The sequence below is a fragment of the Mycobacterium sp. Root135 genome, assembly GCF_001426545.1.
Lineage (GTDB): Bacteria > Actinomycetota > Actinomycetes > Mycobacteriales > Mycobacteriaceae > Mycobacterium.
Genome location: NZ_LMEZ01000001.1, coordinates 211,931 through 228,448, shown reverse-complemented (window position 1 = coordinate 228,448; position 16,518 = coordinate 211,931). Strand labels below are relative to the sequence as shown.

At 68.1% G+C, this 16,518-nt stretch carries 18 protein-coding genes; 9 read left to right on the top strand and 9 right to left on the bottom strand.

Going from position 1 to position 16,518, the window contains the following annotated elements; all coding sequences use genetic code 11:
- Positions 1-60 precede the first annotated feature (60 nt).
- Positions 61-1,851: an amidohydrolase family protein gene (locus tag ASD37_RS01080; RefSeq protein ID WP_056546813.1), complete on the top strand. Its 1,791-nt coding sequence runs from the start codon at positions 61-63 to the stop codon at positions 1,849-1,851.
- Positions 1,841-2,284, top strand: coding sequence for a nuclear transport factor 2 family protein (locus ASD37_RS01075; protein WP_056546808.1), 444 nt, complete (start codon positions 1,841-1,843; stop codon positions 2,282-2,284). Before ASD37_RS01080 ends, ASD37_RS01075 begins: the two co-directional genes overlap by 11 nt.
- Positions 2,285-2,336: 52 nt before the next feature.
- On the opposite strand, the gene ASD37_RS01070 is transcribed toward ASD37_RS01075, so the two are convergent.
- The 4 genes from ASD37_RS01070 to bfr all read right to left on the bottom strand — a co-directional run bounded on the left by ASD37_RS01070 (position 2,337) and on the right by bfr (position 6,089).
- Positions 2,337-3,497, bottom strand: a complete 1,161-nt coding sequence (locus ASD37_RS01070; protein WP_056546805.1) for a DUF222 domain-containing protein — start codon at positions 3,495-3,497, stop codon at positions 2,337-2,339.
- A 165-nt stretch (positions 3,498-3,662) separates the two neighbouring features.
- Positions 3,663-5,015, bottom strand: coding sequence for a glutamine synthetase family protein (locus ASD37_RS01065; RefSeq protein WP_056546802.1), 1,353 nt, complete (start codon positions 5,013-5,015; stop codon positions 3,663-3,665).
- Positions 5,016-5,050: 35 nt separating this feature from the next.
- Positions 5,051-5,533 (bottom strand): carboxymuconolactone decarboxylase family protein, encoded by a 483-nt coding sequence (locus tag ASD37_RS01060; RefSeq protein WP_056546800.1) that lies wholly within the window; start codon positions 5,531-5,533, stop codon positions 5,051-5,053.
- A 76-nt stretch (positions 5,534-5,609) separates the two neighbouring features.
- On the bottom strand, positions 5,610-6,089 hold the full coding sequence (bfr, locus tag ASD37_RS01055) for a bacterioferritin (RefSeq protein ID WP_056546797.1): 480 nt from the start codon (positions 6,087-6,089) through the stop codon (positions 5,610-5,612).
- 374 nt (positions 6,090-6,463) lie between these two features.
- Here bfr and ASD37_RS30740 point away from each other — a divergent pair, with 374 nt between their 5' ends.
- Positions 6,464-6,658 carry a bacterioferritin-associated ferredoxin gene (locus tag ASD37_RS30740; protein WP_082569886.1) on the top strand — a complete coding sequence of 65 codons (195 nt, stop codon included), beginning with the start codon at positions 6,464-6,466 and terminating at the stop codon, positions 6,656-6,658.
- Positions 6,659-6,662: 4 nt separating this feature from the next.
- On the opposite strand, the gene ASD37_RS01050 is transcribed toward ASD37_RS30740, so the two are convergent.
- From ASD37_RS01050 to ASD37_RS01040, 3 genes are read right to left on the bottom strand one after another with little or no spacing between them, the layout of a single operon-like run.
- The gene (locus tag ASD37_RS01050; protein WP_056546794.1) at positions 6,663-7,421 is read right to left on the bottom strand and encodes an enoyl-CoA hydratase/isomerase family protein; all 759 of its coding nucleotides are present in this window, start codon (positions 7,419-7,421) and stop codon (positions 6,663-6,665) included.
- 16 nt (positions 7,422-7,437) lie between these two features.
- Positions 7,438-7,878: a TIGR03618 family F420-dependent PPOX class oxidoreductase gene (locus ASD37_RS01045; RefSeq protein ID WP_056546791.1), complete on the bottom strand. Its 441-nt coding sequence runs from the start codon at positions 7,876-7,878 to the stop codon at positions 7,438-7,440.
- On the bottom strand, positions 7,875-8,588 hold the full coding sequence (locus ASD37_RS01040; RefSeq protein WP_056546788.1) for an EthD domain-containing protein: 714 nt from the start codon (positions 8,586-8,588) through the stop codon (positions 7,875-7,877). Before ASD37_RS01040 ends, ASD37_RS01045 begins: the two co-directional genes overlap by 4 nt.
- An 85-nt stretch (positions 8,589-8,673) precedes the next feature.
- On the opposite strand from ASD37_RS01040, the gene ASD37_RS32085 reads away from it, so the two are divergent.
- Both ASD37_RS32085 and ASD37_RS01035 read left to right on the top strand, forming a co-directional pair.
- Positions 8,674-8,874, top strand: coding sequence for a hypothetical protein (locus ASD37_RS32085; RefSeq protein WP_235567938.1), 201 nt, complete (start codon positions 8,674-8,676; stop codon positions 8,872-8,874).
- 17 nt (positions 8,875-8,891) lie between these two features.
- Positions 8,892-10,661, top strand: coding sequence for an FUSC family protein (locus ASD37_RS01035; RefSeq protein WP_235567937.1), 1,770 nt, complete (start codon positions 8,892-8,894; stop codon positions 10,659-10,661).
- A gap of 14 nt (positions 10,662-10,675) precedes the next feature.
- On the opposite strand, the gene ASD37_RS01030 is transcribed toward ASD37_RS01035, so the two are convergent.
- Positions 10,676-11,299 (bottom strand): PaaI family thioesterase, encoded by a 624-nt coding sequence (locus tag ASD37_RS01030; RefSeq protein WP_056546785.1) that lies wholly within the window; start codon positions 11,297-11,299, stop codon positions 10,676-10,678.
- 41 nt (positions 11,300-11,340) lie between these two features.
- A complete protein-coding gene (locus ASD37_RS01025; RefSeq protein ID WP_056546781.1) occupies positions 11,341-11,907 on the bottom strand; it encodes a TetR/AcrR family transcriptional regulator in 567 nt (188 codons plus the stop codon).
- A gap of 151 nt (positions 11,908-12,058) precedes the next feature.
- Between ASD37_RS01025 and ASD37_RS01020 the strand changes: the two genes are divergently transcribed.
- From ASD37_RS01020 to ASD37_RS01005, 4 genes are read left to right on the top strand one after another with little or no spacing between them, the layout of a single operon-like run.
- The gene (locus ASD37_RS01020) at positions 12,059-12,724 is read left to right on the top strand and encodes a GntR family transcriptional regulator (protein WP_056546778.1); all 666 of its coding nucleotides are present in this window, start codon (positions 12,059-12,061) and stop codon (positions 12,722-12,724) included.
- Between the two features lie 57 nt (positions 12,725-12,781).
- Positions 12,782-14,197 (top strand): allophanate hydrolase, encoded by a 1,416-nt coding sequence (locus ASD37_RS01015; protein ID WP_056546775.1) that lies wholly within the window; start codon positions 12,782-12,784, stop codon positions 14,195-14,197.
- On the top strand, positions 14,194-14,895 hold the full coding sequence (locus ASD37_RS01010) for a cysteine hydrolase family protein (RefSeq protein ID WP_056546772.1): 702 nt from the start codon (positions 14,194-14,196) through the stop codon (positions 14,893-14,895). Before ASD37_RS01015 ends, ASD37_RS01010 begins: the two co-directional genes overlap by 4 nt.
- An 11-nt stretch (positions 14,896-14,906) precedes the next feature.
- Complete coding sequence (locus ASD37_RS01005) at positions 14,907-16,514, top strand: hypothetical protein (protein WP_056546769.1); 1,608 nt, start codon at positions 14,907-14,909, stop codon at positions 16,512-16,514.
- Positions 16,515-16,518 lie beyond the last annotated feature (4 nt).

Here is a 16,518-nt window from a genome sequence, read left to right as displayed (position 1 = left end):
TTTTGCCAATCTGTTCACGATTTCGTTGACAGGGGTGCTCCGCGGCTGTTCTATGGCGGAGTGACGTACGACACGATCATTCGAAACGGCCGATGGTTCGACGGCACCGGAGCGGCATCCGCGATCCGCCACGTCGGCATCCGGGACGGCCACGTGGTGGCGATCTCGGCCGACGAGCTCGACGCCACCCACTGCCCGCGCGTGATCGACGCGACCGGCCACTGGGTGCTGCCCGGCATGCTCGACATTCACACCCACTACGACGTCGAGGTGCTCAACGGACCCGCGCTGGCCGAGTCGCTGCGCCACGGCGTGACCACCGTGATGCTGGGTTCCTGCTCCCTGTCGACCATCCACGTCGACGGCACCGAGGCCGGGGATCTGTTCGGCCGCGTCGAGGCGATCCCTCGCGAGCACGTCATCGCCGCGGTCGACGGCCGCAAGACGTGGCGCACGTGCGAGGAGTACGTCGAGGCGCTCGAAGGGATGCCGCTCGGACCCAACCTGGCGGCGTTCATCGGCCACTCCGACATGCGGACGGCGGTCATGGGTCTCGACCGCGCGACGCGCAAGCGCGAGCGGCCCACCCGCAGTGAGCAAGCGGAGATGGAGCGCATGCTCGCCGAGGCCCTGCAGGCGGGCTTCGTCGGAATGTCGTCGATGCAACTGCTCTTCGACAAGCTCGACGGTGACGTCTGCCGGTCGCGCACCCTGCCGTCGACCTACGCCGGGGCGCGCGAGCAGCGGCGGCTGAAGTCGTTGCTGCGCAAGGCCGGTCGCATTCTGCAGTCGGGGCCCAACATCGAGAACCCGGTCAACCTGGGGTCCCAGCTCGCACAGTCGCTCGGCATCTTCCGCAACCCGCTCAAGACGAGCCTGCTGTCGGCGGCCGACGTCAAGTCCAACCCGTACGCGATCGCGATGATGGGTCCGGTCGCCCGGCTGATCAACCGGCTTGGCGGGAACTTCCGCTGGCAGCACCTGCCCGTGCCGTTCGAGGTGTACGCCGACGGCATCGACTTGGTGATCTTCGAGGAGTTCGGCACGGGTGCGGCGGCCCTGCACCTGCGCGACGAGGTCGAGCGCAACGCGATGATGCGCGACGAGGACTACCGCCGCAGGTTCCGCAAGGACTACGAGAGCAAGTTCGGCGTGCGGGTCTGGCACCGCGACTTCTTCGACGCCGACATCGTCGACTGCCCGGACGCCAGCGTGATCGGGAAGTCCTTCGGACAGGTCGGCGTCGACCGGGGCAACATCCATCCAGTCGACGCGTTCCTGGACCTGGTGTTGGAGCACGGCGCCGCATTGCGCTGGCGGACGACGATTTCCAACCACCGGCCGGAGGTGCTCAAGAAGCTGGCCCGCGATCCCGGTGTGCAGATGGGCTTCTCCGATGCCGGCGCGCACCTGCGGAACATGGCCTTCTACAACATGGGTCTGCGACTGCTGCGGCACGTCCGAGACGCGGAAGCCGCAGGCACGCCGTTCATGACCGTCGAGCAGGCGGTTCACCGGCTGACCGGCGAGCTGGCCGACTGGTATCGGCTCGACGCCGGGCATCTGCGGATCGGTGACCGTGCCGACGTCACGATCGTCGACCCCGCCTGCCTCGACGAGCGACTGGACGCCTACGCCGAGGAACCCGTCGAGCAGTACGGCGGGTTGTCGCGCATGGTGAACCGCAACGACGAGACGGTCAGGGCGGTACTCGTCGGCGGTCGGGCCGTGTTCCTCGACGGCGAGCCCACCGATCTGGTCGGCCGACGACGCACGGGTCGCTTCCTGCGCACCGCGCACAAGTCCCCCGCCATCCCCACGCAGAAGGACGAGTTGACCAGTGTCGGTTGAGAAGACGGTGTTGGACATGTGGGCGGCACTGTCGGCCCGTGACTGGGAGGGGTTGAAGTCCCACCTCTCCGAGGACTGCATCTATCTTGACGTGCCGGTCGGGCCCGCCGCCGCGGCGAAGGGACCCGACGACATCGTCAAGAGGCTGAAGATCGGCCTCGAGCCGTTGGCCTCCTACGAGAACTTCACCGGACTGCTCGTCGTCGACGGCGTCAACGCCATGTACGAACATCACGAGGAATGGCATTGGGCGACGGGAGAATCGGCCGTGCTCCGGTTCGTCACCGTGCACCGGGTGGAGGACGGCAAGATCTCGCTGTGGAAGGACTACTGGGACATGAGCGCGCTGGCGAACCACGCTCCCCCGTCATGGCTGGAGGACTTCGCCAACGCCGACATGTCGTGGATGTACGACGCGAGCGGCGTCGTCTGAGGGTTGGTTGGCGATCTCAATCCCCGCGCCACTGGCATCGTCAGGCCAAGTTCTAGGGTTCCGGTGGGGATTGGCCAGGGTGCACCACCGGAGTGATGGTGGCCCCTTGGCTGGCCCGGCAGGCGATCGCCCCGGGTAGGAACTGCCCGCCCATCATCGCGGCGGGCCGCAGGCCGGCGAGCCGACCCAGTGCGGGGGTGAGGGCTTCGGTGAGGGTCAGCTCGCGCTTCGGCTTGGTAGACATCGCCGGCGGTTCACCGTCGAGGCTCGCTCGCCCGTCGGCGGGGTCGCCGGCCGAATTACTCGGTGTGGCAGCGTCATCGGAGTCGGCGTCCACGGTGTCGGCCGGTTCGGGCACGGTGGGCTCCGGAGTGTCGAGCCCTGGCGGCGGTGTGGGCCGTTCGTCGAGGGTGTCCGCGCTCGCGATCACGTAGACCACCACCCCCGTCGAGGGCGGGTTCTCACCGGCCGGGCAGTCGTCGGCATCGCAGAGGCAGGCCAGGCGGTCGGCCCCGTGGGCCAGGGCGCCGATGGCGTCGGCGCGGCGTTGGTCCAGCGTGCGCGGGTCGGCCGGGCAGATGGTGCGAGCCAGGGCGTCGACGCGGGCGTCGAAGGCCTCGGCGTCATGGGCGAACAGCGTGGCGTAGACGGTGGCCATGCCGCTGCCGTCCTCGTCGATCGCCACGTCCACCGCACGCCCGCGTGCCTTGGTTTCGGTGCGGCGCACTGCGTGGGGGTCGACCTGGGCGACGAAGGCGTCCACGGTCTTCTCCGCCGTCGCGACCGACATGGGCTCCCGGGTGCTCAGCGCTTCGGCCAACAGTCGGTCGAGTTCATGTAATGCCACAGGGTCGACGACCAGGGCGCCGCGCTGCACCACTGTGCGCACCAGTTGGTAGGTGATCAGTCCTTCGGCGAACACTGCCGCGACCAGCGGGAATCGTTCGTGCAGCGCGACGGCGATCAGCAGTTGATTGGAGGCGGCGCCATGGGTGATGCGGGCCTCTGCGCCGATATGGGCGGCGACGGCGTCGAAGTTGTCCAGGCACCACTGGTCACGATCGGCTGACCCGGAGGCGGCGTAGGCAGACCTCAGCATGGCCGCCATCGCCGCCACCTTGCGAGCGCACGCTGCGGACTCCACCCGTGCCCACGCCGCAAGCGAACCGGCACCCGAGGTGCCGGTCGTGGCGTCCACCAAGCTGTCGAACATACTTTCGATCTTACAGCGTCGGACGACGAAAGTGATTGCGCTGCAATCGTTCTGTGTATAAGTCGCCTGCCTGTGGACAACCTCGCCTGGGGCACCGGAATGTCGGAGTCGAGTGCTAGTGCCGCCGACTCAGGGCACTTCGAGCACTCGCCCTACACACGCTCCCTAAACACTCCATGCCAGCCGGAACTTCTCGGCCAGTTCCTCGGGCGTCAGATCGGCGAAGTGCTCGTGCTCGTACCGTCGAACGGCGACAACCGAATCCACCACGGCGTCACCGAGAATGCCTCGCAGCAGCGCCGATTCGGCCAGGGCGGTGACGACGGCCCCTTGATCGGTGGACAGCAGGCCGATGTCGGCCGTGGTCCGTTCGTCGGCGGACAGAGTCCCGGGGTCGACCGCCACCTCGGGTAGAAGCGGCAGTTCGCGTTCGATGCCGTCCAGGGCGAGCCCGAGGATCGCCGCCGTTGCAAGGTAGGGGTTCGCCGTGGGGTCGACGACCTTCACCTCGACGTTCGCACCGTGCGCGTTGCCAGGCCCACCCCGCAGGAAGCGGACGGCCGCCTCGCGGTTCTCGGTACCCCAGCACACGCTGGCACCCGCCCAACTGCCCGGCTGCATTCGCAGACCCGACAGGATGGAACCGCACAGCATGGCCTGCGCCTCGGGCAAACCGGCCAGCACGCCGGCTACGGCAGCTTCGCCGGCGGGCCTCATCCCCTGCGCTCCCTGGCCGCCGGAGAACAGCGGAACCCCGTCGTGGCGAAGCGAGAAGTGTTGATGCGCACCGGAACCGACGCTTCCCGCGAACGGCACCGGAGACAGGCTCACGCGAAGCCCGTGCCGTCTGGCGGTCCTTGCCACCAGGATCCGGGTGGCCATCAGCTGATCGGCCGCGGCGACCGGTGGCTTGGGCGCCAACGAGATCTCGAATTGGTTGGCACCGTATTCGGGGTGGAACTGCTCGACGGACACCCCGGCGGTCGTGGCCGCTTCGGTGACGTCGCGGACGAATCCCTCGAATTCCAGGACACCGGCCAGTCCGTACTGCGCCCACAGATGTGACGGCAGGGCGGCGCCGTCGGGCGCGACCAGGACGAACTCCATCTCGTGGCCGACGAGTGCGCTGAGGCCTGCGGCGGCGAGGCGCTCTTCGATGCGCGCCAACGCGCCTCTGCTGCAGAAGGGGTCGGGAGCACCGTCCTGGTCGAAGAACGAGCCCGGTGCCCAAGCCAGGCCGTCGCCGAGGATTCTCAGCGCGTCGACGTCCACGCGGATCCGCTGGTCGCCGACGACACCGATGGCGCCGCCGACGGCAATGCCCGACTGGTCGATAGTGAACACGTGCCAGACCGGACTGGCACCAAGCCCGGGGTTGGCGAATGCACTCATCCTGCTCAACGGCACGGTCTTGGCGTGACAAAGCCCCGCCGCGTTGACGACAGTGCCGACCAGAGTGGTGACTCCGGCCGACTCGAGGGTGGACGTGGCTGCGGCGGTGAGTGGTGTGGCTGCCATGGGCCCATTCTGCACGGACCTGGCGGCGGCGCAGGTTAGAGCGTGATCTTGCAGGACTGGCCGATGTCCAACGTTCGCAGCACTCGGCCCATGCCGAGCCACATCGCACACGACAGAGCCAGGTCGGTCAGCAGTTCGGCGTCGAACTGCTCGTTGCAGCGCGCCCAGAAGTCTTCGTCGTCGCGTAACTCGGTGTGGCCGTTGGCGAATCGGGCGGCGAACTCGGCTGCGACGCGCTCCTGGGGGCTGTAGCCGGGCCAGGTCTTCCATTCGGCGGCGTGCGCGTAGAGGTCCTCGTCCACCCCGGCCGCCTCAGCCGCGGAGTCGCGCGTGTTCTGGCACACCACGCATTCGTTGTCGAGTGCGAGCACCATGCGGGCCAGCTCGCGAGTGCGCATCGGCAGCCGGTTCTTGGTGTAGACGGCGTTGGTGAATCCCGCCATCGGGATGCCGATGTCGGGAGACCGCGTGATCCACCCGGCTGCGTCGTCGTCGGCGAAGTCCCCGATTCTGCTCATGGGCGCATAGTACGCCGGAGACGACGTTTCTGGAACAGGTTCTAGTTTTCCGGCCAGGCCGCTAGAGCCGACGTGCCTATTGCGGCGGGCGTGCCACGCACTGGGCGGCGTAGAGCTGCTCGCCGAGCTTGTCCATCAACTCGAGCTGCGTCTCCAGGTAGTCGATGTGCTGCTCTTCGTCGGCGAGGATCGTCTCCAGCAGAGTCGCGCTGGTGGAATCCTCCTTCAGGCGGCACATGACCACGCCGGGCTTGAGCCGGGCGACGACGTCGTACTCGACCGTCAGGTCTGCCTCGAACTGCTCGCGCAGCGTCTGGCCCACCTTGAGGGAGAACAGCCGTTGATAGTTCGGAAGCCCGTTGAGCAGCAGGATGCGGTCGGTGATCGCCTCCGCGTGGTTCATCTCCTCGAAGGCTTCCTTGCGCGTGTGTCCGGCGAGCTCGGTGAAGCCCCAACTCTCTTGCATCTTCGAATGCAGGAAATATTGGTTGATCGCCGTCAATTCGCTCGTCAATTGCTCATTCAGCAATTTCAGTACGTCGGGATCGCCATTCATGTTCGTCGCTCCTAACGACACCGTGAGGGCTGGTCACGTGTCAGTCGTGGGCTTGCCGGCGCGCCTCGTCCGAAGCGAGAACGCCTCCACAATCTAGTTCACCGACGGCGCCCAGGAGAGGTAACGAAGGCATCCGGAGGCGTGTCGTCGGAGTTGCCCATGATGACAGAAGCCCAGGTGAGGGTAGGCAAACCACGGTTTTCGGGCCCGGTGATGGACTGGCTGTCCTAACTAAGGTTAGACTGGGCTAACTTGGATCGCTGCACGATTTCTTCGGAGACGATGACGATGAAAGGGAACGAAATGCCTACATTCGTGCCCACGAATTCGTCGGCACTCCGACCGTCGAATTGTCGCGTAGAGGTAATCGGCTGATGTTCGTATGTTTGTGCACCGGCGTAACGAGTCAAGCCGTCAGCGACCTCGTCGCTTCCGGTGCGTCGACGTCCAAGCAGATCGCCGAGGCGTGCGGAGCGGGTTTGGACTGCGGCCGCTGCCGGCGAACGGTGCGAGCCATCATCGAGGCGGCCAGCGCAAGAACCCCGTGCCCCCTGCACGCGGCGAGCTGAGCGGCTAGGTCGTTCGCCGATCGGCGAACGACGCCAGCGCGTCGGCGTTGGCCACCGCCCCCAGCAGTTCTTCGAACTGGGCGTACTCCCGGGCAGCCGCGGCGGCGATTTCACCGCGTGTGGGCTCGACCATCGTCTGCTTGACCGCGATCAGGCTCGAAATCGGCCGCGAGGCAAGGATTTCCGCGTGCCGGCGAGCCTCGGGCAGAAGGTCGTCTGGCTCGCAGACCTTCCACGCGAAGCCCATCCGCTGCGCTTCCGTGGCGTCGATCCACTCCGAGGACAGCAGCATCCACGCCGCGTTCTGCCGACCGACGAGCTGGGGCAGCAGGTAGGAGGACGCCGCTTCCGGGGCGACGCCGAGGCTGGTGAACGGGCACTTCAACCGCGCCGTCGACGACATGAACACTAGGTCGGCGTAGCCGAGGATGGTGGCGCCGATGCCGACGCCGAGGCCGTTCACCGCGAGGATCAACGGCTTCCGTAGCGCGGTGAGGGTTTCGATCATCCCGGGGAAACCGTGTTGCCCGGACTGGAACTCGGGATCGGTGATGCGGGCCTGCATCTCGACTAAATCGTTGCCCGCACTGAAGGCGCGGCCCGCTCCGGTCAACAGCACGACGGCGACGTCTGCGTCGTCGTCGGCCTCGCGCAGCGCGATCGTCGTGGCGTCGTACAACGCCTCGTTGAACGCGTTGAGCGCCTCCGGGCGATTGAGGGTAAGGGTTCGCACCCCGTTGGCATCGCTTGTCTCCAGCAGCACGGCTGCAGCGTATTCGCTACCCGTTGGAGTAGACGCGCCCGGGTGCGATCAGGACGACGGTGCGTCGCTGTTCCGCCATCACCCTGTCGTATTCGGCCCAGTCGTCGTGCTTTCCGCCCGCCGCGCTGAACACCTCGCGCAGCAGAAGCCGAAGGCCGTCGCCGTTGAGCCACGGCTGAGGATCGTCCGGCCCGGCCAGCTCGGCGTTGCCCTCGACCGTCGCCCACCGCCATCCGTTGCGGAACGTCACCGCAATCTGCGGTCGCGCCCGCAGATTGGCCAACTTCACCCTGCCGTAGGTGACGAAGGCCAGCGTCGGTTCGCCCGTCACGGGATGCGCGACGAGGCCCGCGTTGACCAGTGACGCCTGGACCGTGCCGTCACCGCGGACGGTGGAGACCACTGCCAGACCACTTTCCGAGGACGCCAGCTCGACGGCGTCGCCGAGGCTCGTCATGCCGTCAGCTCCGCGGCGAACGGCGAGCGCATGACGTACCGACTCGTCGGGACGGTGTCGACGCGTCGATTGGCACCGAACGCGGAAGTACTGGCCACCATGCGGTTCATCCGATCCTCGAGGTCAGCGTCGTCCGCCGCGCCGAAGAAGGCGTGCAGATCCTTGGTCGCCTCCAACGGAAACAGCTCCTCGACGATCGCGTCGATCACCGGCGCGTCGGAGGTCAGCGCTCGCACCACCGCGTTCTGGGTGTAGCCGAACGTCGACTGAGTGGCGATCGCCACCGGGGTGTGGTCGACATGCCAACGCGCAAGCCAGGTTTCCTCGTCGAGATCGGCCGGCCGCCGCAGCAGCGCGACGTTGGCGAAGCCTGGTGTGCGCGCTCCCGCGGCCGTCGGAGGCGGGGGCAGCGGCACCGATTCGGTGACGAGATAGGCGTCGAGTCGGTCGCATTCACCGGCCAACAGGTCCAGCGCGCCACGCACGTGCGGGCCGTAGGACTGCTGGGTCCAGATGCTGACGAAGCCGACGACGGGCGGATCCAACGTCGTCAGTGTCATCAGCGAGTCACCGACGACGGCGTCTCGGACGTTGACCGCCAGCCCTGGTGCTCCCAGCGCGAGCAGGTCGTCGGCGACTTCCGTACGCACCCGGGTGCACCACGCGTCGTCGCCCGCAGCCGCCCTGAGCGTGATGATCACCTTCTCCACCGGACGAACGTACCGCCACGGCCGCCGCCCTGACCCACATTGGCGGATCGGCCCGGTAGTTTTGAGGCGTTGTGACGGGCAGGCGATGAACGGACTGGCGAAGCGACTCACCACGCCCGATCTCGGCGCGGTGGGGCGCAGCCTCGTCGGCGTCATCCTCGCCGCGGTGGCCGGCCTGCAGTGGGGCTCGGCAGGAGCGGCCACGGCGGGGCGGCCGCCGGTGCGGCGGCGATCGCGGGAGCCACTGCGCTGCAAGATAGTCCACGCGGGCCGTTGGTCCTGGTAGGCGCAATCTCGGTTCAGATGGCTGCCGCAGTGCTGATTGGCACGTCGACTTCGTCCTATGGCGTGCTCTTCGTACTCGCGGCGACGGCGTGGTGCTTCATCGCCGGTATGCAATGGGCCGTGAGCACCAACGCCGGGTTGATCGCCGCGGCGTCGGGTGCCTTGCTGGTCACCGCGCCGCCCGTCGCGCCGACCCTGTCGTCGGTAGGCACGGCGGCCCTGCTCGCCCTCGGCGGCGGTCTGGTGCAGGCGGTGCTGATCGGGCTGTGGCCGCGGCGTCGATGGCGGCTTCAGCGCGACGCCCTGACGAGGGCGTACCGTGCGCTCGGCGTCGACGCGAGGCGTCTCGCGTCCGATCCGACCGTGGGCCTTGACCCGGCGCCGCTGCTCTGGCTGCGCGACACGTTCACGATGAGCGACAGTCAGGCCAAGCGTCGCCCGCTCGCCTACCGCGCCTGGTACGGCCTGCCGCAGCGGATAGCGGTGACGCTGACGGCCCTGGCGGGCAGGTCGCCGGACGACCCCGCGGTGGCCGACGTCCTTCGCGCTGCCGCGGCAGTGCTCGACGTCGTCGCCAGCCGCAGTCACAACGCCAAGCGGGACGCCACCCTCGGGGTCATGCAGGTGGAGGCGGCGACCGACACGGTCGCGGTGGCGAACGTGGCCCTGGCGCACCGCCTTTCCCACCAACTCCGCGAGGCCGTGGCGCTGCGCTTTGGCGAGCTGACTCCCGACGTCGACCACGTCACGCGACTCGGTCGCCGTGGCGGGCTGTCCGCGATGCCGATTGCCGCGGCGGCGATCAGAGCGCACCTGGCGTGGGGGTCGCCGATCCTGCGGCACGCGATCCGGCTCTCCGCGGGCGTCGGCGCCGGGGTGGCGGTGGAGCGCTTTGCCGACGTCCCGTACGGGTACTGGATTCCGCTGACCGTGCTGATGGTGCTGCGGCCCGAGACCGCCCACACCTACACCCGGTGCGTCGGCCGGATCGCGGGTAACGCCGGGGGCATCATTGCGGCGTCGGTGGTGACGATCATCTGGCATCCGACCGGGCTGGCGGCCGCCGTGCTGGCGGTGATCGCCCTCGGAATCGCCTATGCGGTATCGAAGTTCGGCTACGTCGCGACGAGTGCCGCCCTCGCCGCCGTCGTCGTGTTCGTGATCGACGTGAGCAGCGCCGCCGACGCAGGCACGATGGCCGACCGGTTGATCGCGACGCTGATCGGCGGCGCGCTAGCGGTGCTCGTCCACGTCGTGCTGCCCGACCATTCCATGGTTCGGCTCCGGCAGCGGGCGGGTGAGCTGTTGAAGACCGAGATCGACTACGCCGCAACCGTCATCAAGGCCTTCGTGCACGGTCTCGACCATCCCGCCGAAGCCCTGGCCGCCGCGTGGGAACACGCCTTCCGGGCCCGTGCGGCGTTCGAGGCGGCGGCGGGTGCGACGACGTCGGACTCGGGCGACCTACGACGGTGGTTGAAGTCCTATCGCACCGCTCTCAACGCCATCACCACGTCGTGCGCGACGCTCGAATCAAGCCTGCCTGCGCAGCCCCCCGCCACCCTGCACACCGACTTCGTGGTGGCCGTCGACGAGTACGCCGAGGCGTTGTCGGGAGCACCAACGGCCCCTGGCGCCCCGTGGCGGATCGACGGGGATCGGCTGGCCGCCGCCGAACAGCGCATTCGCGAGGCCGGACGGAGACTGGGGCCCGACGACACGTCGAGTCGCGTCCTGGTGGCCGAGATCGGCGACATCACCCGCAGTTTGGTCGGCATCACCGACTGAATGCGGGGTCGGGATCAGTCGCGGGCCCACCGCGGTCGAATGAACACGCCCTCCGCCTCGACGGTGACTCCCTCGGCGTCGCAGAGGCGACCCTCGGCGAAGGTCTTGACCCCCTCGGTGCGCACGACGGCGGCCTCGACGTGCAGGTCGCCCAGCGCGGTCATCCTGCGGTAGCGCATGGTGATGGTGCCGGTCAGCCGGGGCTTGTCGGGTGCGCTGGCCGCTCCGCCGAGGGCGTGGTCGAGGATCAGCGCGGCGATCCCGCCGTGGACGTGCCCGGGAGGGCCCTCGAAGGCCGCGCCGAGGTGGAAGTCGGCGCGCACGCCGCCGTCGGCCGTCGGCGCGAAGACCAGTGGCGGAGCGACCGGATTGCGCATCCCGATCACGACGTTGCCCCACGGCATCTGGTCACCGTCGGCGCCGAAACGCACGCCGAAGGAGCCCTCGAGTTGCCTGCTGCGGAGTCGTGCGGTCGCAGCGTCGATTTCGGCCTTCGCGGCGGCCACGGCGTCACCGTCCACCTCGGTGCGAATGGTGGCGTCGATCAGTTCGCGAACGGAGTTCGTCAACGGCTCGTAGATGCGGCGAAGCCGTTCCACGTCCTCGGCGCTGAGGTTCTCCACCGGAAAGTCAAGCATTGCTGAACTAGAACACGTTCTAGCGCCGGTGTCGAACGCGACTACCCCGCCGGCGCGGGGCCGACCAGCAGTTGGCGGACCACCGGGGCGGCCCAGCGGATCAGCTCGTCGTGGCTTAGATTCGCCACGAAGGGGTTGGTCAGCACGTAGCGCGTGGTGGCCAGGCCGATGATGAACGAGCCCATCAACCCGGCGCGTTGGCCCGGGTTGTCGGGGGTGACGGCGAACAAGACCGGCGCCACCTGGGTGGCGAAGACCTTCCGCATGGTGTCGGCCGCGGTGACGCTCGTCATCGCGGCCCGCAGAAGTGCGACGAAGGTGGTGTCGTCCTCCCAGACGGCGAAGAACTTGGGCAGCAACACTTCCGCGACCCGGTCGGGGTCGACGCCGGTGAGGTCGGGCAGGTCGAGGGTGAACTCGACGGCGGCGGCGAAGAGGTCCTGCTTGCTGCCGAAGTAGCGGATGACCAAGGCCGGGTCGACGCCGACGTCGCCGGCAATCGCCCGCAGGGTGGTGCGCTCATAGCCCTCGGCGCCGAATCGCGTGCGCGCCGCGGCGAGGATGTCGGCGCGCGTCTCCTGGGCGTTGCGAGCTCGAGTCGAAGCCATCCCCCGAGGGTATGTCATCGACTGTTGACAGAGCCGCCGAAACGCCTTGCGGCGTCTCCGCCCCGAATTCGCGGGCTCGTGTGAGGCACCCGACTCCCCTAGGATCGTCGACATTCGGAGGTCGACGGACGACGGCGGGAGGTGGTGAGCCATGGGGTCGCTGGGGTCGGACGGGTCGGGGCTGCCTGCCACCCTGGTCGAATTGGCCACCCAACGAATCCGTGACGCGATCCTGCGGGGTGCGCTCGAGCCCGGCGAGAAGATCGTCGAAGAGCAGCTGTGCGCCGACTTCGGGATCAGCAGGGCGCCGCTGCGGGAGGCGTTGAGACTGCTCGCCCAACAGGGACTGGTCGAGCACCTGCCGCGGCGGGGTTCCCGCGTGACGGAGTGGTCGCCGACCGACATCCTCCAACTCTTCGCGCTGCGCCACGTCTTGGAGCGCCACGCCGTCGAGACCGCCCTGCCGCTCGCCGACCCGGCCACCGCCCTCCAACCCGTCCGCGACGCGTTGGCCTGCATGCACGAGGCGACCGACGACTTGGCGCGCGACGACGCGCACCGCGTGTTCCACGCCGCCGTCGTCCAACTCGCCGACAACCGTCAGCTGGACTTCACCCTCGAACCGATCCTGGTGAAGCTCCAGCTGCCGATGGCGATCAACCTGCGGGCCGAGGCACGGCACCATCACGCGGAGGACGGGGTCACGCGCCATCGCGAGATACTCGCGGCGCTGGAGACCAACGACGCGACCACGGTACTGGCCGCCCTCGAGGGTCATGGCCACCTGGACTACCTCGACCTCGGGGCACATCGCTAACACGATCGACACACAGCCGTACCAGGACTGGAATGATTCTGTCGACAATCGACAGTTATGGCTCAAGACTCATACCGACCGTCGATCGGCCCCTCGGTTGCCGAGATCCTCGCCTCACATGCCGGGGGCACCGGATCACCGACCAAGACGGCGACCAGGGTGGCCGACGCCATCGCCGCCCGCGGAGACGACGGCACCTGGCTCTCGACGGTGCCGCGCGACGAACTCCTCGCCGCGGCGGCAGACATCGAAAACCGGCCGGGGGCAAGGACTCTGCCGCTCTACGGCGTGCCGTTCGGCGTCAAGGACAGCATCGACGTCGCTGGCGTGCCCACCACGCTGTCGTGTCCCGACTACGCGTACGTGGCGACGGCGACCGCACCCGCCGTGCAACGGTTGCTCGACGCCGGCGCGCTCTACGTCGGAAAGACCAACCTGGACCAGTTCGCCACCGGGCTGAACGGTACGAGGACGCCGTACACCGTGCCGCGCAGCGTGTTCGGCGGCGAGATGATCTCGGGCGGCTCGAGTTCGGGCTCCGCCCTGGCAGTCGCCCTCGGCCAGGTGCCGTTCGCGGTCGCCACCGACACCGCAGGGTCCGGTCGCGTGCCCGCAGCACTCAACGGCGTCGTCGGCTACAAGCCGTCGCGGGGACTGATCAGCACGGTCGGGCTGGTGCCGGCCTGCAAGTCGCTGGACTGCATCAGCCTCATGGCGGGGTCGGTCGACGACGTCGACCGGGTGATGGACGTGATGACCGGCCGGGACGACGCCGACGCGTGGTCGCGCGACCGGGGGCCGCGCTTCGCCGGTGGCGACGTCCGCGTGGGGTTGCCGCCGGTCGAGGAACTCGAGTTCTTCGGCGACGACGCGATGCGCACCGCGCACCTCGGGTTCCGCGACCAACTCGCCCGCCATGCCACGATCGTCGAAATCTCGCTTGAGCCGTTCCTGGCCGCGGGCACACTGCTCTACCAGGGGCCGTGGGTGGCCGAGCGCCTCGTCGAATTCGGCGACTTCCTCGCCGCGAAGCCGGAGTCGATTCACCCGGTGGTGCGCGACATCCTGCGCAGCGGCGAAAAGTACACGGCCGTCGACGCGTTCGCGGCGCTGCAGCGGCTGCAGGAGCTCAAGGCCGAAGTCGGACGCCTGTGGGCCGGGGTCGACGTGCTCGTCGTCCCGACGATCGGAACCACCTTCACGGTGGCCGACGTGCTGGAGAGGCCCATCGAGTGCAACACGGTGCTGGGCCACTACACGCACTTCGGCAACCTTCTCGATCTACTCGGTGTCGCCGTGCCGGTGGGCACCACCGCCGACGGCCGACCCTGCAGCGCAATGCTTCTCGGACCCGCCCTGAGCGACGACACGGTACTGCACCTGGCGGCCCGGGTGCTGGACGAACCCCGCACCGACGGTCCGTCCGCCGCGCCCACCTCGGAACCCGCCCATTCGAAGGAGCTCCAGGCATGACCGTGTCCGCAGAGGTACCCGCCGAGCCGTTCGCGTTTCCACTCGTCGCGGGGAAGACCGCGCTGATCGTCATCGACATGCAGCGCGACTTCATCCTGCCGGGCGGGTTCGGCGAGAGCCTCGGCAACGACGTCGACCAGTTGCTCAAGGTGGTGCCCCCGCTGGCCGCCCTGATCGCCGCCGCGCGCGAGGCAGGAATCATGGTGATCCACACCCGCGAGGGACACGTACCGGATCTGTCGGATTGCCCGGCCGCCAAGCTCAACCGCGGCGCACCGAGCAAGCGCATCGGCGATCCGGGCAAGTACGGCCGCATCCTGATCCGCGGCGAGTACGGCCACGACATCCTCGACGAGCTCGCCCCGGTCGACGGTGAAGTGGTGATCGACAAACCAGGCAAGGGAGCGTTCTACGCCACCGAACTGTCGTCGATCCTCACCGACGCGGGCATCACGCAGCTTCTGATCACCGGGGTGACCACCGAGGTGTGCGTGCACACCACCACCAGGGAGGCCAACGACCGCGGGTACGAGTGTCTGGTCGTATCCGATTGCGTCGGTTCGTACTTCCCCGAGTTCCAGCGCGTCGGCCTCGAAATGATCAAGGCCCAAGGCGGCATCTTCGGATGGGTCGCCGACACCTCCGCCGTCATCCCGGCCATCCAATCCCTCGCCATCGCAACGCCTTCCCAGGCCTGAGAGGACCGACCATGTCGACCGACGTCACCGAAACCCCGTCCGATCCGCCATCGGCGACACCGGAATCCATTACCGCGGTGTCCATTCCGTGGTGGACGCGGGGTGACAGCAACGCCTTCTTCGGACTCGGGTTCAACATCCTCGTCAACGTCCTCACCCTGACCGGCCTGATGATCGGCGTGGTCAACGTGCCTGCCGGTGACGTGCTGGGCACGGTCCTGCCGGCGCTCGGGGTCGCGCTGATCCTGGGCAACCTGTACTACACGTTCCTCGCCAGGCGCCTGGCGAAGCGCGAAAACCGCACGGACGTCACTGCTTTGCCGTACGGCCCCAGCGTGCCGCACATGTTCATCGTCGTGTTCGTGGTGATGCTGCCGGTGTACCTCAACACCAAGGACGCGATGCAAGCCTGGCAGGCCGGCCTCGCGTGGGCGTTCATGATCGGCGTCATCGTCATGATCGGCGCGTTCGTCGGCCCCTACATCCGCAAGCTGACGCCACGGGCTGCCATGCTCGGCACGCTGGCCGGCATCTCGATCACGTTCATCTCCATGCGGCCCGCAGCGCAGATGTGGGAGGCGGCGTGGATCGGCCTGCCCGTCATGGCGATCATCCTCATCGGGTTCTTCACCGACGTACGTCTTCCGTTCGGCATCCCGGTCGGGTTGGCGGCTCTGCTCGTCGGCACCGCGATCGGCTGGATAGGCGGCTACATGTCCGCCCCCGACGTCAGCCAGGCGGTCTCCGACATCGCGATCGGCGTGCCGGACCTGCGCGTCGACATGCTCGTCTCCGGCTTGGCGAACCTGGCGCCGCTGCTGGGCACCGCAATACCGTTGGGCGTCTACAACTTCACCGAGGCGATGAGCAACGTGGAAAGCGCCGCGGCCGCCGGTGACGACTACAACCTGCGTAGCGTGCTGCTGGCCGACGGCGCCGGGGCGTGCATCGGATCGGCATTCGGGTCGCCGTTCCCGCCCGCGGTGTACATCGGACATCCCGGTTGGAAGGACGCCGGCGGTCGGGCCGGGTACTCGTTGGCCAGCGGCGTCGTCATCGGGATCCTGTGCTTCCTCGGCCTGTTCGGCGTGCTGGACTCGCTGCTCCCGGTACCCGCGATCGTGCCGATCCTGCTGTACATCGGGCTGCTGATCGGCGCCCAGGCGTTCCAGGCGGTGCCGAGGCTGCACGCGATCGCCGTGGTGGCGGCCATCCTGCCGAACCTCGCGCAATGGGCCGGCGGTCTGATCGACAACGCGTTGAACGCCGCGGGGACGTCGGCGACCGGGGTCGGCATGGAGAAGCTCAACGGCGCGGGCGTGGTCTACGAAGGGCTGCAGACTCTCGGCGAGGGCGCGGTGCTGGTCGGACTGGTGCTCGGCACCATGGTCACCTTCATCCTCGAGAAGAAGTTCTTGTACGCCGCGATCGCCTCGGCGGTCGGCGCAGTCCTGTCCTTCATCGGACTGATTCACGCCCCGCAGGTTGCCTGGGCGGCCAATCCGTCTGTCGCCCTTGGCTATGTGTTCTTCGGCGTGGTGTGCGTGCTGTATTCGTTCTTGCCCGGCGCGAAGGATCCGGTCGTCGTCGACGAGGCCGACGTCGTCGCGGGACACTAGGTCG